The organism is Streptosporangium sp. NPDC049376 (assembly GCF_044466505.1).
GTDB lineage: Bacteria > Actinomycetota > Actinomycetes > Streptosporangiales > Streptosporangiaceae > Streptosporangium.
Genome location: NZ_JBITMT010000002.1, coordinates 169,950 through 186,554 on the forward strand (window position 1 = coordinate 169,950; position 16,605 = coordinate 186,554).

The following is a 16,605-nucleotide window of genomic DNA, read 5'->3' on the forward strand; positions in this document are numbered from 1 at the left end:
GTGAGTTCGCTTCGCCCCGCTTATGTCGATTGAGGCGTCAACACCCGGTAATTTATGACAGTCGCTGACAAGTGACAAATCCTTTGAAGAGGCAGCCCATGACTTATGGCAGACTGTGAACGATACGTTTCGGAGAGGTGACACGCATGGGTCAGCACGGCCTGCGCGAGCGCAAGAAGCACAGAACCAGGCTCGCGTTGATCGACGCCGCCCTTGACCTGTTCGCCGAGCAGGGCTACGAGGCGACGACCGTCGACCAGATCGCGGCCGCGGCGGACGTCTCGCCTCGCACGTTCTTCCGCTACTTCGCGACCAAGGAGGACGTCGCCCTCTCGCTGCCTCTCGACGGCCAGGAGGTCATGCTCGCCGAACTGGCCGCCCGCCCGTCCGAGGAGCCGCCGTTCACCGCCCTCGGTCACGCCATGCGCGCGGTCGTCGCCATGCTAGAGGAGTCCGATCCGACCGAGACGGCCAGGTTCCTCAAGGCGCGTGAGCTGATCGAGAGCACCCCCGCCCTCCTCGCCGGGAGCATGCACCGCCTGATGGGCAACGAGCGGCGGCTGATCGAGGAGGTCGCCAGGCGCGAGGGCGTCGGCGACGACGACCTGCTGACGCACTTCGCCGTCGCGCTGTTCGTCTCGGTGGCCAGGACGGGCTTCGAGCACTGCCGGGTGAACGACGTCTCCATCACCGGCTCCATCAGCGCGCGCCTCGACGCGGTGCTCGCGATGGCCGAGGAATCACTGCGTCCCGGCTGGGACCGACCGCCGACCCGCCCCGTTCTGCCCGGTCAGTTCATCGAGGGGTCGTCGGGGCAGGTCGCCACGTAGGCCAGTTCGTCGCGCTGACGACGGAGCACCGCCCGCCACAGCGATCCGGGGTCGTGGTGGAAGGTGTCGCCGGGTTCGGAGTCCACGACGTACCACGCCCCCTGGCCGATCTCGGCTTCGAGCTGCCCGGCCGACCACCCCGCGTAACCCGCGAAGATCCGCATTTGTGCGATCTCCCCGGCGAGGATCTCCGGAGGGGCGTCCAGGTCGACGGTCCCGATCCTGGAGACCGCGTCGGTTCCCGAGTGCAACCGCCGCCACCCCAGGGGCTCCTGCCCGCTCGGGACCGCGGCCAGGGCCAGGGCACTGTCGGTCTGCACCGGCCCTCCCTGGAAGAGCACCGACGGGCCGGTCACCATGGGGTCCCAGGTGGGCAGCACCTGTGTCACCGAGATGTCACTCGGCCGGTTGAGCACCACGCCGAGCGTGCCGCCGTCGAGGTCGTGCTCCAGGACGAGGACCACGCTCCGCCGGAAGTTGGGGTCGTCGAGCCGCGGCGTCGCCACCAGCAGGCCACCGACGTAGATCGCCTCCGCCATGTCTCCATCATGAAGGGTCAAAGGCGGATCTCGCTGCGCTACCCCCACTCCAGATCTTCCAGATATCACCCTGCGTTACGCAAAGCAGCCAAACGGGAACCCTCAGTACATACACCAATAAATGGGGGAGAAATGCGACAGGATGGCGAGGCGACGATCACCCCCGTGGCGTTCTTCGCGCTGGTCTTCCTCTTCGTCGCGGGCACCCTCCCCACACAAGGCACCGGCGAGCCGCACCGGACGGGCGCACCCCTCACGGGACACGGCGTCAGGGCGCCGAGCGCCGGACACCAGAGGGCACGACCGGGGCGCAGGACCCCGCGGTCCCTGTCCGTTCTCGGTGCGCCGCGTCCCTGGGAGACGGGCCCGCTCGCCGGAGTCGAACCCGCCGTCGGCCTGCCCGCCTGGGCCGCGACCGCCGCAGGCGTGACGCTCACCGGCGGTGCGCTGTGGTGGTACGGCGTGCTGTGGCCACGCCGTACCCCGTCACAGCCGATCGGCCCCGGACACCCGCCGGACGGCCGCCGCCGTCCCGGGCGGAGGCTCTGAGTGCTACGCCTCGGTCATGCCGGTGCGCGCCCTGCCACCCGCCGACTCGCGCACGGCGGCGGCGACGGCGCCCGCGACGTCGGCGTGGAACACGCTGGGAATGATGTAGTTGGGGCCGAGTTCCTCGGCGGTGACCACGGCCGCCAGCGCCCGAGCCGCCGCCAGCAGCATCTCCTGGCTCACCACGCTGGCCTGCGCGTCGAGCAGACCGCGGAAGACACCGGGGAAGGCCAGCACGTTGTTGATCTGGTTCGGGTAGTCCGAACGACCGGTGGCGACCACGGCCGCGTGCTCGCGGGCGTCGTCGGGCGAGACCTCGGGCTCGGGGTTGGCCAGCGCGAAGACCACCGCTCCGTCGGCCATCGTCGCGATGTCGTCGCCGGTGAGGATGCCGGGGGCGGAGACGCCGACGAACACGTCGGCCCCCTTGATCGCGCCCCGCAGGTCACCGGCGTAGCCCTCGGCGTTGGTGTGCTCGGCGATCCAGCGCAGCGAGTCGTCGAGGTCCTCCCTGCCGCTGTGCACCGCGCCCAGGTAGTCGCAGACGACCACGTTGCGGGCACCGGCCGCCAGCAGCAGGCGCAGCACCGCCGTACCGGCCGCCCCGGCGCCGGCCAGCGTGATGCGGACCTCGCCGAGCTCCTTGCCGACCACGCGCAGCGCGTTGGTGAGCGCGGCCAGCACGCAGATCGCGGTGCCGTGCTGGTCGTCGTGGAAGACCGGGATGTCCAGCAGCTCCCGCAGCCGCCGCTCGACCTCGAAGCAGCGCGGCGCGGAGATGTCCTCCAGGTTGATGCCGCCGAAGCCGGGGGCGATGACCTGGACGGTGCGGACGATCTCGTCGACGTCCTGGGTGTCGAGACAGATCGGCCAGGCGTCGATGTCGGCGAAGCGCTTGAAGAGAGCGGCCTTGCCCTCCATGACGGGCAGCGCGGCGGCGGGGCCGATGTTGCCCAGACCGAGCACCGCGGAGCCGTCGGTGACCACGGCGACGGTGTTCCGCTTGATGGTCAGCCGCCTGGCGTCCTCCGGGTTGCGTGCGATGGCCATGGAGACCCGGGCGACGCCGGGCGTGTAGGCCATGGACAGCTCGTCACGGTTGCGCAGCGGCACCTTGGAGCGCATCTCGATCTTGCCGCCGAGGTGCATGAGGAAGGTCCGGTCGGAGACCTTGTGGAGGACGACTCCCTCCACGGCGTCCAGCTTGTCGACGATGGCCTGGGCGTGGTCGGTGTCACGTGCGGCGCAGGTGACGTCGATGCGCAGGGTCTCATGCCCGGCGGTGGTGACGTCGAGTGCGGTGACCACCCCTCCGGCTGACTCTACGGCGTGGGTGAGCTGGCTGACGGCCTTGCCCCCTGCGGGCACCTCAAGGCGCACGGTGATGGAGTAGGACACGCTCGGCACGGTCGCCACAGTCATTCGCTCCTTCGCGACAGGACTGGTTGGAGTCCCTCCATCGTGCCACCAACGGACCGGTGTCCGTACCGGGTCGCTCAGCTCAGAGCTGTCGATGCGGTCACAATCAGCTCCACGCATGTGTCGACCGGGATGCTCGTGCTGTCCAGCACGAGGTGGTAGAGGGTCGGGCAGGCCGCGTCCGCGCGGTAGAAGTGGCGGACGTAGGCGGCCCGCGCCCGGTCGTTGTCCTCGATGATCCGGCGCGCCTGACGCTCGGTCACTCCGCTCAGGGTCGCCGTCTGGACGACCCTGCGGGTCAGCGGCGCGTCCAGCCGTACGTGCAGGGCGCCGGGGTGGTCGGCCAGCACGAGCGCGCCCGCCCTGCCGAGGAACACCCCGCCCTGCTCCCCGGCGATCTGTCTGATCACCCGTTCGGTGTGGGCGACGAAGTCCTCGGCGGGCAGCGGCATGACGCCGGGGATGTACATGTCGATGCCGCCGAAGCTCGCCGCGGGCAGCCGCATCGCCCCGGCCAGCAGCCGGGCCAGCCCGTGCTCGGCCCGGTCGTCGTGCGCCAGGACGTCCTCCAGGCTGCAGCCGAGCTCGACGGCGACCGTGCCGGGGATCGCCCGGTCGAGGAAGGGGACTCCGAGACGCCCGGCGACCGCCGGTCCGATAACGCTTCCGGCGGTGCCGTACGTCGCGGAGATGGTGACGACCCGCATGACCTGTTCATGCCCGGAAACCGGGGGCGTCCATACCCGTGGGCCGGCGCTTTTACGGCGGACCCTTATCCGGGGCGTCCCGGCCCTCCCGGCGCGGGTGGCGGACACACACGCGGCGCCCGGGAGGCCTCGGACGGGTCAGAACAGGGCGCTGGCCAGGTTCCTGCGGGCCTTGCCCACGGAGGGGTCGTCCGCGGGAAGGGTCTCGAACAGGCTGAGCAGGCGGGTCCTGACCCGGTCTCGGTCGTCGCCCGAGGTGCGCCGCACGACCGCGACGAGCCGTTCGAAGGCCTGGTCCACGTCGCCGGAGAGCATCTCGAAGTCGGCGGCCAGGAGCTGGGCGTCGAGGTCGGCGGGGTCGGACAGGCGGCCCTGCACCTCGGCGGGGTCGACGTCCTGGGTACGCCGGATCAGGCCGAGACCCGCCAGGCCGATCTTGGCGTCCTCGTTGTTCGGGGAGCGCGCCAGCAGCCGCTCGTAGGCGGCGACCGCGGCGTCGAGGTCACCGGCGTCGATGGCCTGCTCGGCGGCGAGAACGTCCGGGTCGGTGGGAGGCTCGGCGGGCTGCTCCTGTGCCTGCCCGCCCTCGGGGACCGGGGGGAGATACTGCGCGAGGGCCTCAAGGAGCTGCGAGAGCCAGTCGCGCAGCTGCGCCTCCGTCGCGATGCCCGGGACGACGGCGACCGGCTGGCCCTGGAAGAGGGCGTAGAGCGCCGGCACGTTCTGCACCCGCAGTGCCTGGGCGATCTGCGGGCTGACCTCGACGTCCACTCTGGCCAGGGTCCACCGGCCCGCGTTCTCCGCGGCCAGTTTCTCCAGCAGCAGGCTGTACTCCCTGGCCTGTTCCGCCCTGGTCACCGTGAGCTCCAGCAGCACGAGGCTGTTCATGGAGCGTTCGACGACCTCCTGCGTGAAGTTGGTGTCGTCCACGTCGACGACCGGAGCCGGTACTCCGCCGGTCTCCTGGGCGGTGGCCTCCCGGCGCGCCTGCGCGTCGAGCGCCTGCTTGCGCGCGCCGAGATCGACGGCACCGTAGAGCGATCCTGCTCGTTTGAAGTCCGCTGGGCTCATACTCCAATCCTGCCGCATCCGGGCGGCTGCGCCGACTCGGCACCACGCCGGGACGCCTTCCGGAGGACAGGCCGGGGCCGGGCGGCCGCGCCCACCGGACCCCCCGCGCCGTAGGGAGGCAGGTGGGCCGTCTCGCCCGGCCCTCGGGTCTTCGGGATCCCGCTAGAAGCGCGCGGGCTCGGTGTAGACGCCCCACACCTCGCGCAGCGCGTCGCAGATCTCGCCGAGGGTGGCCTCGGCGCGGACCGCGTCGAGCATGGACGGGATCAGGTTGCCCTCTCCCCTTGCCACCTCGACCATCGTGGCGAGCGCCCGCTCGACGGCCTGCCCGTCGCGTGCCGTCCTGCGCTCGGCGAGGACGCGGTTCTGCTCGCGCTCGACCTCGTGGCTGATCCTGAGGATCTCCAGCGGCTCGTCGATGGAGGCGGTGTGGCAGTTGACGCCGACGATCCGCTTCTCGCCCTTCTCCAGCTTGCGCTGGTAGTCGAAGGCCGCCTCGGCGATCTCGGACATGAACCAGCCGTCCTCGATGCCGCGCAGGATGCCGGACGTCATCGACCCGTCGGAGCCCATGTCCCGGACCTTGGCGAAGATCGCCTCCGCCTCGGCCTCGATCCTGTCGGTCAGCGCCTCCACGTACCAGGAGCCGCCGAGCGGGTCGGCCACGTTGACGACCTCGGTCTCCTCCATGATCACCTGCTGGGTGCGCAGCGCGATCTCGGCGGCCTTCTGCGAGGGCAGCGCCAGGACCTCGTCGAGGGCGTTGGTGTGCAGCGAGTTGGTGCCGCCGAGCACCGCGGCGAGCGCCTCGATCGCGGTGCGCACCACGTTGTTGTACGGCTGCTGCGCCGTCAGGGAGACACCGGCCGTCTGGGTGTGGAAGCGCAGCCACTGGGCCTTGTCGGTCTTGGCCCCGTAGACGTCGCGCAGCCACCGCGCCCAGATCCGCCTGGCGGCCCTGAACTTGGCGATCTCCTCGAAGAAGTCGATGTGCGCGTCGAAGAAGAACGACAGGCCCGGCGCGAAGACGTCCACGTCCAGCCCCCTGGACAGGCCGAGTTCGACGTAGCCGAACCCGTCGGCCAGGGTGAAGGCCAGCTCCTGCGCCGCCGTCGCCCCGGCCTCGCGGATGTGGTAGCCGGACACGCTGAGCGGCTTGTAGGCCGGGATGTTCGTGGCGCAGAACTCCATCAGGTCGCCGATCAGCCGCAGGTGCGGCTCGGGGGCGAACAGCCACTCCTTCTGGGCGATGTACTCCTTGAAGATGTCGGTCTGCAGCGTCCCGTTGAGCCTGCCGACCGGCACCCCCTGGCGTTCCGCCGCGACCACGTACATGCAGAAGATCGGCACGGCGGGACCGCTGATCGTCATCGAGGTGGTGATGTCGCCGAGCGGGATGCCGTCGAAGAGCAGGTCCATGTCCAGCGCGGAGTCGATGGCGACGCCGCAGTGGCCGACCTCCCCGAGCGAGCGGGGGTCGTCGGAGTCGCGGCCCATCAGCGTCGGCATGTCGAAGGCGACGCTCAACCCGCCGCCGCCCGCGCCGAGGATCATCTTGTAGCGCTCGTTGGTCTGCTTGGCGTTGCCGAACCCGGCGAACTGCCGGATGGTCCACGCCTTGCCCCGGTAGCCGGTGGGGTGCAGGCCTCGGGTGAAGGGGTACTCCCCCGGCCAGCCGATCCGTTCGAAGCGCGGATCGTCCTCCTTGGGCCCGTATACGGGCGCGACGTCGAGGCCGGAGAGCGTCCGGAACTCGGAATCACGCTTGGCTGCCTTGTCGAAACGCGCCTGCCAGCGCGCCCTGCCAGCCTCGATCTCCTCGGCGTCCATGGCCAACTCCCTCTAACGCCCTTGTACGGCTCGGCTTCTCGTGACGGCTTGTGGCCTCGAAAAGATACTAGGACGTCCTACTAATTTTTGGCCAGCATACGGGAAAGCGACCGGCCCCGCGATCAGCCCTCGAAGTCCCCCGCGGCCACCCTGATGGTCCTGAGCAGGCCGAACATCTGGCCGAGCTCCGCCTCGCCGTACATGGTCATGCCGAAACCGGCCGCCATCAGGTCGTCCGTCGCCTCGCTCACGACCTCCCGGCCCCGGGTGGTGATCTCGGCCAGCACCCCGCGGCCGTCGCGGGGGTTGCGCATGCGGCGGACCAGCCCGGCGCGTTCGAGGCGGTCGACGGTGTTCGTGACACTCGTCGGGTGGACCATCAGCCGCTCGCCGATGCGCGACAGCGGCAGCGCGCCGGACTTGCTGAAGGTCAGCAGCACCAACGCCTCGTATCGAGCGAAGGTCAAGTCATACGGTTTGAGCAGCGTGTCCAGTTGCGCCAGCAGGATCTGGTGCGCTCTCATGATCGACGTGACGGCGGCCATGGCCGAGGACTGTCCGAAATGAACGCGCCACGTCTCCGCGGCACGCTCGATGGGGTCGAACGGCAGATTCAGCTGACCTGTAGCCACAGGGTTACGTTAGCGCGGCCTCGTCCCCGTCCGCCCGTGCCCACAGGGCGCTGAACCGATGGCTTCGCCAAGAACCCGGACGTCAAACGTCACGCTCGGTTATGGTTCCCACATCGAATGGTGAGGGCGCGGCCAAATGGTCGCGCACGCTCAGTCCGGATCTGCGGGGGACGCCGACCGGACCGGTGGCCGAGGGGAACGGTCATCGAACATTCACAGCACGGGGGGTGCTTGATGAACGACGACTCGACGGCGCTTGTACGCCGTATGACCTATGGCACGTGTCCAAGCACGGACGGCACGGCGTGGACCGCTTCCACGCACGGCGGTGCGTGAGCACAGGGGCGTTTCACGCGAGGAACTCCAGCAGAGCGCGTTGGTGGCTGTCGCCGTCCTGCTCGTGCTCGGCGTGGTCGCGGCGTGGAGCGTCCTCATACCCGGCGTCAGCGCGTGGGAGAACGTCATCGCCGCGGTGATCGGCTCGCTGCGGCTCACCGGGCCCGTGGCCGCCGCCTTCGCCGCCTGGGTCGCGGTGCGCAGGCGGCGCGGGGCCAGGCGGCGCCCGCAGAGCGCGTGGCAGGCCGTGCGCGCGCCACTGGCCATCGCGGTGGTCGTGGCCGCGCCCTTCACCGCGACCGCGTTGATCATGGCGGTCAGGACCGTGCTCACCGAGCAGGCGGGGCTGCTGCTGCCCAGCGGGCTGGTGATGGGGGTCGCGGGCCTGACGCTGTACGTCGCGCTCGGATGGGTGACCGGGTGGCTGCTGCCCTGGACGATCACCCCGGTGTTCGCCGGGCTCGGCTGCTACGGCCTGTTCACCTGGCTGGCCAGGGGGCAGACCTGGACCGACCGCCTCACCCCCGCCACGCGGGAGCCGTACGACGTGTTCCGCGGGCTGAGCTCGACGGCCTTCACCGACCAGTCGCTGTGGCTGCTCGGCGTCAGTACGGCGTTGCTGCTCGGCTGGGCGGCACTGGTGACACGTCAGGCGCTGGCGCTGGCCGGGGCGCTGCTCGCGGTGCTCGCCGCGGGCACGGGGATGGCCAGACTGCTCAGCCAGCCCGCGACCGTCTCGGCCCAGCGGGTGGTCTACAGCTGCCAGGAGTGGCCGATCACGGTCTGCGTGCACCCGGGGATGCGCACGGGGCTGCCCGAACTCGGCTCCGCGTTCGTCAAGATCGCCTCCCGTCTCGCGGGAACGCCCGGGGAGTTCTCCCGGCTTGAGCAGCGGCCCCGCAGCGACGCCGCGGCCCCCGCCTCCGGCGCCATCCCGATCCACGTGGACGACCTGTCGACCGGGTTCGCCGACGCGGCGGCCGACGAGTTCGTCGAGGGCCTGGCCCGGCAGTGCGACGGCAGCCCGGCGGCCGGATACCGCGACATCGTGATCGCCTGGCTGCGCGGAAAGCCGCTGCCCGGCGGGCCGCTGCCCGAGCACCAGTACGCCGCCGCCTGGTTCTCCGGGCTCACCGAGGCCCAGCGGCGCGAGTGGCTGCGGCTGAACTACGCCGACTTCGCGGCCTGCAGGCTGCGCGGCGACCTCTTCGGCGGGCAGGCCGTACAGGCGGCGCAGCCGTTCCAGACCGCCCGGCCCGCCCAGCCGTTCCGCCCCTTCCAGCCGGCCCAGCCGGTCCAGGACGGCGAGGCCTCGCCGCTCGTCCCACGGGAGCAGCTCGCCGCCCCGGAGCAGCCGGGACGGGTACGGCGCGCCGGGCACTCGGGACGGATGACGGCTCCCCGGCGGCAGGTCGGGCAGGAGAACGGCATGAGCCGTCACGAGGAGTGTGCCGCCCGGGGCGCGGACGGGGGAACGAGACAGGCGCGTCCGGCCCACCACGAATGACATGATCGGCATAGGCTTCGGCACGGGAGCGTGGTCCGTCCGGGACCGCCCGATATGAGAGCGCCGATCCGGATGAGTCGTTCCACGCGGGAAGGCGGCCCCTCCTCCGGCCGCCCGCGTGAGAACGCGGCCACCGAGGGAAGGAGACCGCCGTGAACGCCCCCTTGGAAGCGCCGCCGCAACCGGCGTCCGCGCCGCCCCCGCGCAGGGGCGCGCGCCTGCTCGCCGGGCTGCTCGTCACCGTCGTCCTGCTCGTCGTGGGCGCCCGTCTGGCCTGGTCGTGGCTGAACCCGTTCGGCGAGAACACCGTCGACCGCAGTCAGCCCGCGCTGCTCGAATCCATCCACAACCTCAGCCGTTTCGAGGCGGCCACCGGCAACTTCCAGGTCGTCGTGGACCTGGAGAAGGACGCCGCCTTCCTGCCCGACGCCATCAAGGGCAGCCGTACCCTCTTCGTCGGCGCGGGCGGGGTGGACGCCTACGTCGACTTCGGCGGCCTGGCCTCGGGCGCGCTGACCGTCTCCCCCGACCGCAGGCAGGTCACGGTACGGCTGCCGCACGCCCAGCTGGAGAAGCCCAACCTCGACAACAGGCGCTCCTACGTCTACGCCCAGGAGCGCGGTCTCTTCGACCGGGTCGAGGACTTCCTGTCCTCCTCCCCCGGCGACCAGCAGGAGCTCTACGTGCTGGCCGAGAAGAAGATCGCGGATGCGGCGCAGGCCAGTGACCTGCGCACCCGCGCCGACCAGAACACCAAGACCATGCTTCAGGGCATGCTCGGCGGACTCGGCTTCGAGAAGGTCACCGTCGACTTCGCCGCCCAGCCCTGACACCCGGCTCTGAGCCTCCCAGTCCTGAGCCGCCCGGCTCCGAACGGCCCGGCCCTGATCGGTGTTCCGGTCAGGGCCTTCGGTCGGCCGGTGCCGGTCGGCCAACAGCGGTCAGTCGCCGCTCAGTCGATGGCGGCCAGCAGTTCGTCGGCCGCGCGGTAGGGGTCGAGCCCCTCGTCGAGCACCCGGCGGGCCAGCGCGTCCAGACGCCGGTCGCCGTGCAGGTGCGCGAAGCGTGAGCGGAGGGTGGCCAGTGCGATCGCCTCGATCTCGTCCCTGGCCCTGGCCTGACGTCTGCGCCCGAGCTCGCCCGACTCCTCAAGGTGTGCCCAGTGCGCGTCGAGGGCGTCGACCACGTCCTGCGCCCCTTCGCCCCGGTAGGCGACGGTCGGCACGATCGGCGGCTTCCAGTCCCGTGCGACCAGGGCGATCATGTTGCGCAGTTCCCTGATGGCCGCCTGAGCGCCGTCACGGTCGGCCTTGTTGACCACGAACACGTCGGCGATCTCCAGGATGCCCGCCTTGGCCGCCTGCACGCCGTCCCCCATGCCCGGGGCGAGCAGCACGATGGTGGTGTCGGCCAGCGAGGCGATGTCCACCTCCGCCTGGCCGACCCCGACGGTCTCGACCAGGATGACCTCGCACCCGGCGGCCTCCAGGACACGCAGCGCCTGGGGGGTCGCCCATGACAGACCGCCCAGATGCCCCCGGCTTGCCATCGAGCGGATGAACACCTCGGGGTCGGTCGCGTGGTCCTGCATCCGCACCCGGTCGCCGAGCAGGGCGCCGCCGGTGAACGGCGAGGACGGGTCGACGGCGAGCACGCCGACCCTTCTGCCCTGCTCGCGGAAGGCCCGCACCAGCATCCCGGTCGAGGTCGACTTGCCCACGCCGGGAGAACCGGTCAGCCCGATGATCCTGGCCCTGGCCGGACGCTCCGCGCAGAGCCTGGCCATGATCTCTCTGAGCAGGGGCGAGCCGTTCTCCACCAGGGAGATCAACCTGGCGACCGCGCGAGGCTGCCCGGCCCGTGCCCGCGCGACCAGATCGGAGACGTCGGCCTGCGGGGGGTGCCCGTTCCCCGTGGCCGCGGGCCGCTCGCGGGTCACCGGTCCCGGGTCTCGCACCGTCACGCCGAGGGGACCCGGATGATCAGGGCGTCACCCTGGCCACCGCCGCCGCACAGTCCCGCCGCGCCGAGGCCACCGCCACGGCGCCTGAGCTCGTGGGCGAGGGCCAGCACGATGCGGGCTCCCGAGGCCCCGATCGGGTGACCGACGGCGATGCCGCCGCCGTTGACGTTGATCTTGTCGAGCGGGACGCCGAGCTCCTTGGCCGACTGCAGGACGACCTGGGCGAAGGCCTCGTTGATCTCCAGCAGGTCGAGGTCGTCGACGGAGAGCCCCTGCTTGTCCAGGGCGTGCCTGATGGCGTTGGCCGGCTGGGACTGCAGGGAGTTGTCCGGGCCGGCGACGTTGCCGTGCGCGCCGATCTCGGCCAGCCATTCGAGCCCGAGCTCCTCGGCTTTGGCCTTGGACATCACGACGACCGCGCAGGCGCCGTCGGAGATCTGCGAGGCGGAGCCCGCGGTGATCGTGCCGTTCTTGCCGAAGGCGGGGCGCAACCGGGCCAGGGCCTCGACGGTGGTGTCGGCGCGCACGCCCTCGTCTGCGGCGAAGACCACCGGCTCGCCCTTGCGCTGCGGGATCGTCACCGGGACGATCTCGTCGTCGAGCACACCGTTCTTGATCGCCGCGGCGGCCAGCTCGTGCGAACGGGCGGAGAAGGCGTCCTGCTCCTCACGGGTCAGGCCGAGGCGCTCGTTGTGCCGCTCGGTCGACTCGCCCATGGACACCTGGTCGTAGGCGTCGGTGAGGCCGTCGTGCGCCATCGAGTCCACGATGCCCGCCTCGCCGTACTTCACCCCTCTGCGCAGGCCGGGCAGCAGGTGGGGGGCGTTCGACATGGACTCCATGCCGCCTGCGACCACGACGTCGAACTCGCCCGCCCTGATGAGCTGGTCGGCGAGGGCGATGGCGTCGAGGCCGGACAGGCAGACCTTGTTGATCGTCAGCGACGGCACGGTCATCGGGATTCCGGCCTTGACGGCGGCCTGACGGGCGGGGATCTGCCCCGCTCCGGCCTGCAGGACCTGACCCATGATCACGTACTGCACGGCCTCGGGAGCGACGCCTGAACGCTCCAGCGCGGCCTTGATGGCGATGCCGCCGAGCTCGACGGCCGAAAGACCGGACAGCGAGCCGAGCAGCCGCCCGATGGGGGTACGAGCTCCGGCGACGATGACGGAACCAGACATAGCAGGGCCTCCCTGGCGGGGCTTGGGACGACTTTGCCACCATACCCATGGGTACCCGAGTAGCCGCCATGGAGGTTGGACATATGTTCATGCGGATCGATCATGTGGGAATCGCCTGCCACGACCTTGAGGAGAAGATCGCATTCTTCGAGCGGACCTTCGAGCTGACCGTGGTCGCCCGCGAGGTCAACGAGGAGCAGGGCGTCAAGGAGGCGATGCTGCACATCGCCGACGGCAACGGGGGCGGGTCGTACATCCAGCTCCTCGAACCGCTCGGCCCCGACACACCCGTCGGGAAGTTCCTCGCCAAGCGGGGTGAGGGGGTCCATCACGTGGCCTTCGGGGTCCCGGACGTCGCCGAGGCGATGCGGGAGATCGGCGACCGGGGCGTCAGGCTTCTCGACGAGGCTCCCCGGCACGGCACGATGGGTTCCTCCATCGCTTTCCTGCATCCCAAGGATGTCGGCGGAATGCTCACCGAACTCGTTCAGGCGCCAAAGCACTAAAGGCGCACCATGTCAAATGTAAGAAACGTTCGTACGTAACAAGTCGCGCAGAAAGCCAGAGGAGACCGACAACTCGGCGACTCCAGAGTACGCTGGCCTACCACCGGACGTGTGGATCCCCGCCACGGCTCCGCCTCGGATGTCCGACCAATCCCCCGTCCGGCCCGTGTAGCCGCCTCGACAACCCAGGATCGAGCCTCCATGCAGTCCGACATCGACGCCCAGCTCAACAATTTCTTCGAAGACGCCCCCGCTCGGGAATTCGACGTGGTGCTCCGAGGCTATGACCGGCACCAGGTCCACGACCATCTGAAGCAAGTCGACAACGAACTGCGCCAGACCAGGGAACAGCTCCAGGGCCTGCAACGAGAACTCGCCGACTCCCAGCGTCAGCTTCAGGAGCAGGAGCGTCCGACCTACTCGGGGCTGGGCGCCCGTATCGAACAGCTGCTGCGTCTGGCCGAGGAGCAGGCCACCGAGCTGGTCCAGGCCGCTCGTTCAGAGGCGAACGAGATCAAGGCCGCGTCCAAGGTCGAGGCCGCGGACCTGCGTGCCGCCGCGGAGAACGAGGCGGCGGAGAAGCGCGCCCTCGCCACCCGCGAGGCCGACGACATGCGCACCACCGCCGAGCGGGACGCCGACGAGATCCGTTCGACCGCTCGCCGTGAGGCCGACGAGCTGACCGCCACCACCGAGCGCGAGGTCGCCAAGCTCAGGGCGACCGCCGACCACGAGGTCGCGGAGAAGCGCGCGGACGCCGAGCGTGAGATCGCCAAGCTGCGCACCACCACCGAGCGCGAGGTCGCCCAGCTGCGCGCCTCGACCAAGCGCGAGCGCGACGAGATCCTGACCACCGCCAAGCGCCAGGCCGACGAGATGCGCGCCCAGGCCCAGCGGGTCCTTGAGGAGTCCGAGGCCAAGCGCGCCCAGGACGAGGCCGAGTTCGAGATCCAGCTCGCCTCCCGCCGCGAGGAGGCCGAGCGCCAGGAGGCCGAGCGCCACGCCACCGCGCAGGCCAACACCCAGAAGCTGGTCTCCGAGGCCGAGCAGCGCGCGGCGACCGCCGAGCAGCGCGCGACCAAGGCGACCCAGCAGGCCGAGCAGACCCGCCGCGAGGCCGACACCCACGCCAAGCAGCTGCTCGCCAACGCCCGCAAGAACGCCGACCAGCTCGTGGCGGACGCCAAGTCCAGCGCCGAGTCGATCGTCTCCGAGGCCAAGTCCGAGGCCGAGCGCAGCCGTACGGTCGCCCAGCGCCAGGTCGACGAGCTGACCCGCCAGCGCGACAGCATCACCAGCCACCTCGCGCAGCTGCGCCAGCTGCTCGGCGGCGCGCCGCTGCCCGCGGCCGACCCCGAGCCCGCGATCGCCGCGGCGCCGCCCAAGCCGGCCATCCCGGCCTCCAACGGCAGCGAGAAGCCGCTCGCGCCCGCCGCGAAGTCGCCCGCCAAGGACGACGACGCGGAGTGGTGGCAGGAGTAGCCCCCCGCCTGGCGAGGCGTCACGACGGCTACACATGACGGCTACGAGAGAGCCTGGCGACCCTGAGGGTCGCTAGGCTCTCTTGTCACGTTCCCCGCCGTTCCCCCACCGCCAGGAGCACCAGTGTCCGAAGCGTCCCAGCCGCCCCAGGCGTCTCCGGCGCCTCAACCGCCCCAGGCGGCCGACGCCGCCCGGCCCGCCGTGCCGAAGGCCAGGCCCGAGTTCGCCGAGCCGTACGGCAAGCCGGGCAAACCGCTGACGAGGAACCCGTTCCTGATCGGGCTGACCGGGGGCCTGGGGATACTGACGGCCTGGGCGCTGGCCCAGGCGCTGATCACGGCGCGCAGCGTGATCGTACTGGTCGTCGTGGCGATGTTCCTCGCCGTCGGGCTCAACCCGGCGGTCGAGGCGTTGCAGCGGCGCAGAATGCCCCGCCGGGGGGCGATCTCGATCGTCTTCGGCGGGGTGATCCTGTTCTTCGTGCTGTTCGGTCTGGCGATCGTCCCGCCGGTGAGCCGGGAGGCGGCCTCCTTCGTCAGCGCGGTGCCCGGCTACGTCAGGGAGCTGCTGGCCAACCCCACGCTGAGGGCACTGGACAGCGACTACCAGATCCTCACCAGGATCGGCGACTACGTCACCAACGGCGGCCTGGCCCAGGCCGTGGCCGGCGGCCTGGTCGGTGCCGGCGCCGTGGTGTTCGACACGTTCTTCTCCGGCTTCACGCTGCTGGTGCTGACGCTGTACTTCCTCGGCTCGCTGCCCTCGATCAAGGACTACCTCTTCCGGCTCGTGCCGAGCAGCCGCAGGGAGCGGACCAGGGCGCTGGGCGACGAGATCCTCGACGGCATCGGCGGTTACGTGGCCGGGAACCTGCTGATCTCGGTGATCGCCGGGGTGACCACCTGGGTGTTCCTCGCGGTGCTGAACATGCCCTACGCGCTGGCCCTCGCCCTGGTCGTGGCGGTCGCGGACCTGATCCCGCTGGTCGGGGCGACGATCGGCGCCGTGCTGGTGACGCTGGTCGCGCTGCTGCAGTCCTGGACGCTCGGCGTGGCCTGCGGGGTCTTCTTCCTGATCTACCAGCAGATCGAGAACTATCTGATCTATCCGCGCGTCATGAAGCGCTCGGTCGACGTGGCCCCCGCGGTCACCGTGATCGCCGCATTGTTCGGCGGCGCGCTGATGGGCATCGTCGGGGCGCTGCTGGCCATCCCGGTGGCCGCGGCGATCGCGTTGATCATCCGTGAGGTCGTGCTTCCCCGGCAAGCCCGGCTGTGAATGCGGCCACGGCGCCGTTGAACGCCTCTGGCTGTTCGAGCGCGCTCAGATGCCCGGCCCGCTCGATCACGGCCAGCCGCCCGTCGGGTACGGCCTCGACCATCGCCCGCGCTTCGGCGACCGGGGTGGTCTCGTCCTCCTCCCCCACGATCACCAGGGCGGGGACCGTGAGCCCGCGCAGGGTGTCGAAGGAGTCGGGACGGCCCGCCATGGCCCGTTGCGCCCAGGCGACCGCCCCCGGCGGGGCCGACTCGATCAGGGCGCGCACCCGGCCGAAGACCATCGCCCTGCTGCGCGCGGTCGTCCTGCCGACCATCGCGGGCATGATCTCCCCGGCCAGGAAGGAGGAGCCCTCCGCGAGCACGGTCGTGGCGACGCGTTCGCGGTACGCCCTGGCCTCCTCGGTGTCGGCGCTCGCCTTGGTGTCGGCGAGCACCACTCCGAGCAGCCGGTCGGGGTGGCGCCTGCACATGGCCATCGTCACGTAGCCGCCCATGGACTGGCCGACGACGACGGCCCTGTCGATCTTCCGGTGGTCGAGCAGGCGCGCCACGTCGTCGGCCATCACGTCGACGGAGGGCTCCTGGTCACCGAGTGGGGAGCCGCCGAAGCCGCGCAGGTCGGGGGTGATGACCTCGCAGGAGGAGGACAGTCCCTCCCGCTGGGTCAGCCACATGGCCGAGGAGAGCGGGAAGGCGTGCAGCAGGATGACCGGGAGTCCCTGCCCGGCTGATCGCGTGTACATGAGCACGCTGTCCACCGTAGCCCCGCC

Annotated in this window: 16 protein-coding genes; 7 read left to right on the forward strand and 9 right to left on the reverse strand. The window is 70.7% G+C overall.

The genetic code is table 11. The features are described from left to right. The first annotated feature begins 146 nt into the window (after positions 1–146). The gene (locus ACIBVQ_RS06250; protein WP_352009617.1) at positions 147–830 is read left to right on the forward strand and encodes a TetR family transcriptional regulator; all 684 of its coding nucleotides are present in this window, start codon (positions 147–149) and stop codon (positions 828–830) included. Here the strand turns inward: ACIBVQ_RS06250 and ACIBVQ_RS06255 are convergent. Then, positions 791–1,369, reverse strand: coding sequence for a YqgE/AlgH family protein (locus ACIBVQ_RS06255; protein WP_352009618.1), 579 nt, complete (start codon positions 1,367–1,369; stop codon positions 791–793). The genes ACIBVQ_RS06250 and ACIBVQ_RS06255 overlap by 40 nt on opposite strands. Positions 1,370–1,501: 132 nt before the next feature. Here ACIBVQ_RS06255 and ACIBVQ_RS06260 point away from each other — a divergent pair, with 132 nt between their 5' ends. After that, on the forward strand, positions 1,502–1,918 hold the full coding sequence (locus ACIBVQ_RS06260) for a hypothetical protein (protein WP_386192984.1): 417 nt from the start codon (positions 1,502–1,504) through the stop codon (positions 1,916–1,918). Positions 1,919–1,921: 3 nt separating this feature from the next. Here ACIBVQ_RS06260 and ACIBVQ_RS06265 read toward each other — a convergent pair whose 3' ends face one another. The 5 genes from ACIBVQ_RS06265 to ACIBVQ_RS06285 all read right to left on the reverse strand — a co-directional run bounded on the left by ACIBVQ_RS06265 (position 1,922) and on the right by ACIBVQ_RS06285 (position 7,577). Further along, positions 1,922–3,334 (reverse strand): NAD-dependent malic enzyme, encoded by a 1,413-nt coding sequence (locus tag ACIBVQ_RS06265; protein WP_352010159.1) that lies wholly within the window; start codon positions 3,332–3,334, stop codon positions 1,922–1,924. A gap of 80 nt (positions 3,335–3,414) precedes the next feature. Continuing rightward, positions 3,415–4,044 carry a cytidylate kinase-like family protein gene (locus ACIBVQ_RS06270; protein ID WP_352009620.1) on the reverse strand — a complete coding sequence of 210 codons (630 nt, stop codon included), beginning with the start codon at positions 4,042–4,044 and terminating at the stop codon, positions 3,415–3,417. 138 nt (positions 4,045–4,182) lie between these two features. Next, positions 4,183–5,115: a tetratricopeptide repeat protein gene (locus ACIBVQ_RS06275; RefSeq protein WP_352009621.1), complete on the reverse strand. Its 933-nt coding sequence runs from the start codon at positions 5,113–5,115 to the stop codon at positions 4,183–4,185. A 162-nt stretch (positions 5,116–5,277) separates the two neighbouring features. Then, positions 5,278–6,945 (reverse strand): methylmalonyl-CoA mutase family protein, encoded by a 1,668-nt coding sequence (locus ACIBVQ_RS06280; RefSeq protein ID WP_352009622.1) that lies wholly within the window; start codon positions 6,943–6,945, stop codon positions 5,278–5,280. A gap of 122 nt (positions 6,946–7,067) precedes the next feature. Next, positions 7,068–7,577, reverse strand: coding sequence for a MarR family transcriptional regulator (locus ACIBVQ_RS06285; RefSeq protein WP_352009623.1), 510 nt, complete (start codon positions 7,575–7,577; stop codon positions 7,068–7,070). Positions 7,578–7,905: 328 nt separating this feature from the next. On the opposite strand from ACIBVQ_RS06285, the gene ACIBVQ_RS06290 reads away from it, so the two are divergent. Together ACIBVQ_RS06290 and ACIBVQ_RS06295 are read left to right on the forward strand one after the other, a co-directional pair. Continuing rightward, positions 7,906–9,420 carry a hypothetical protein gene (locus ACIBVQ_RS06290; RefSeq protein WP_352009624.1) on the forward strand — a complete coding sequence of 505 codons (1,515 nt, stop codon included), beginning with the start codon at positions 7,906–7,908 and terminating at the stop codon, positions 9,418–9,420. A 152-nt stretch (positions 9,421–9,572) separates the two neighbouring features. Then, complete coding sequence (locus ACIBVQ_RS06295; protein ID WP_399175992.1) at positions 9,573–10,250, forward strand: DUF4230 domain-containing protein; 678 nt, start codon at positions 9,573–9,575, stop codon at positions 10,248–10,250. Between the two features lie 122 nt (positions 10,251–10,372). Here ACIBVQ_RS06295 and meaB read toward each other — a convergent pair whose 3' ends face one another. Then, a complete protein-coding gene (gene meaB, locus ACIBVQ_RS06300; RefSeq protein WP_399176668.1) occupies positions 10,373–11,296 on the reverse strand; it encodes a methylmalonyl Co-A mutase-associated GTPase MeaB in 924 nt (307 codons plus the stop codon). A gap of 83 nt (positions 11,297–11,379) precedes the next feature. Then, on the reverse strand, positions 11,380–12,567 hold the full coding sequence (locus ACIBVQ_RS06305; protein WP_362909823.1) for an acetyl-CoA C-acetyltransferase: 1,188 nt from the start codon (positions 12,565–12,567) through the stop codon (positions 11,380–11,382). 83 nt (positions 12,568–12,650) lie between these two features. Here ACIBVQ_RS06305 and mce point away from each other — a divergent pair, with 83 nt between their 5' ends. The 3 genes from mce (at position 12,651) to ACIBVQ_RS06320 (ending at position 15,833) form a co-directional block, all read left to right on the forward strand. Beyond that, positions 12,651–13,073 (forward strand): methylmalonyl-CoA epimerase, encoded by a 423-nt coding sequence (gene mce / locus ACIBVQ_RS06310; RefSeq protein ID WP_352010161.1) that lies wholly within the window; start codon positions 12,651–12,653, stop codon positions 13,071–13,073. A 201-nt stretch (positions 13,074–13,274) separates the two neighbouring features. After that, positions 13,275–14,555, forward strand: coding sequence for a DivIVA domain-containing protein (locus ACIBVQ_RS06315; RefSeq protein ID WP_352009627.1), 1,281 nt, complete (start codon positions 13,275–13,277; stop codon positions 14,553–14,555). Positions 14,556–14,678: 123 nt separating this feature from the next. Beyond that, entirely contained in the window at positions 14,679–15,833 is a 1,155-nt protein-coding gene (locus tag ACIBVQ_RS06320) for an AI-2E family transporter (RefSeq protein WP_352009628.1), read from the forward strand. On the opposite strand, the gene ACIBVQ_RS06325 is transcribed toward ACIBVQ_RS06320, so the two are convergent. Next, the gene (locus ACIBVQ_RS06325) at positions 15,793–16,578 is read right to left on the reverse strand and encodes an alpha/beta fold hydrolase (protein ID WP_352010162.1); all 786 of its coding nucleotides are present in this window, start codon (positions 16,576–16,578) and stop codon (positions 15,793–15,795) included. The two genes, ACIBVQ_RS06320 and ACIBVQ_RS06325, sit on opposite strands and share 41 nt — an antisense overlap. Positions 16,579–16,605 lie beyond the last annotated feature (27 nt).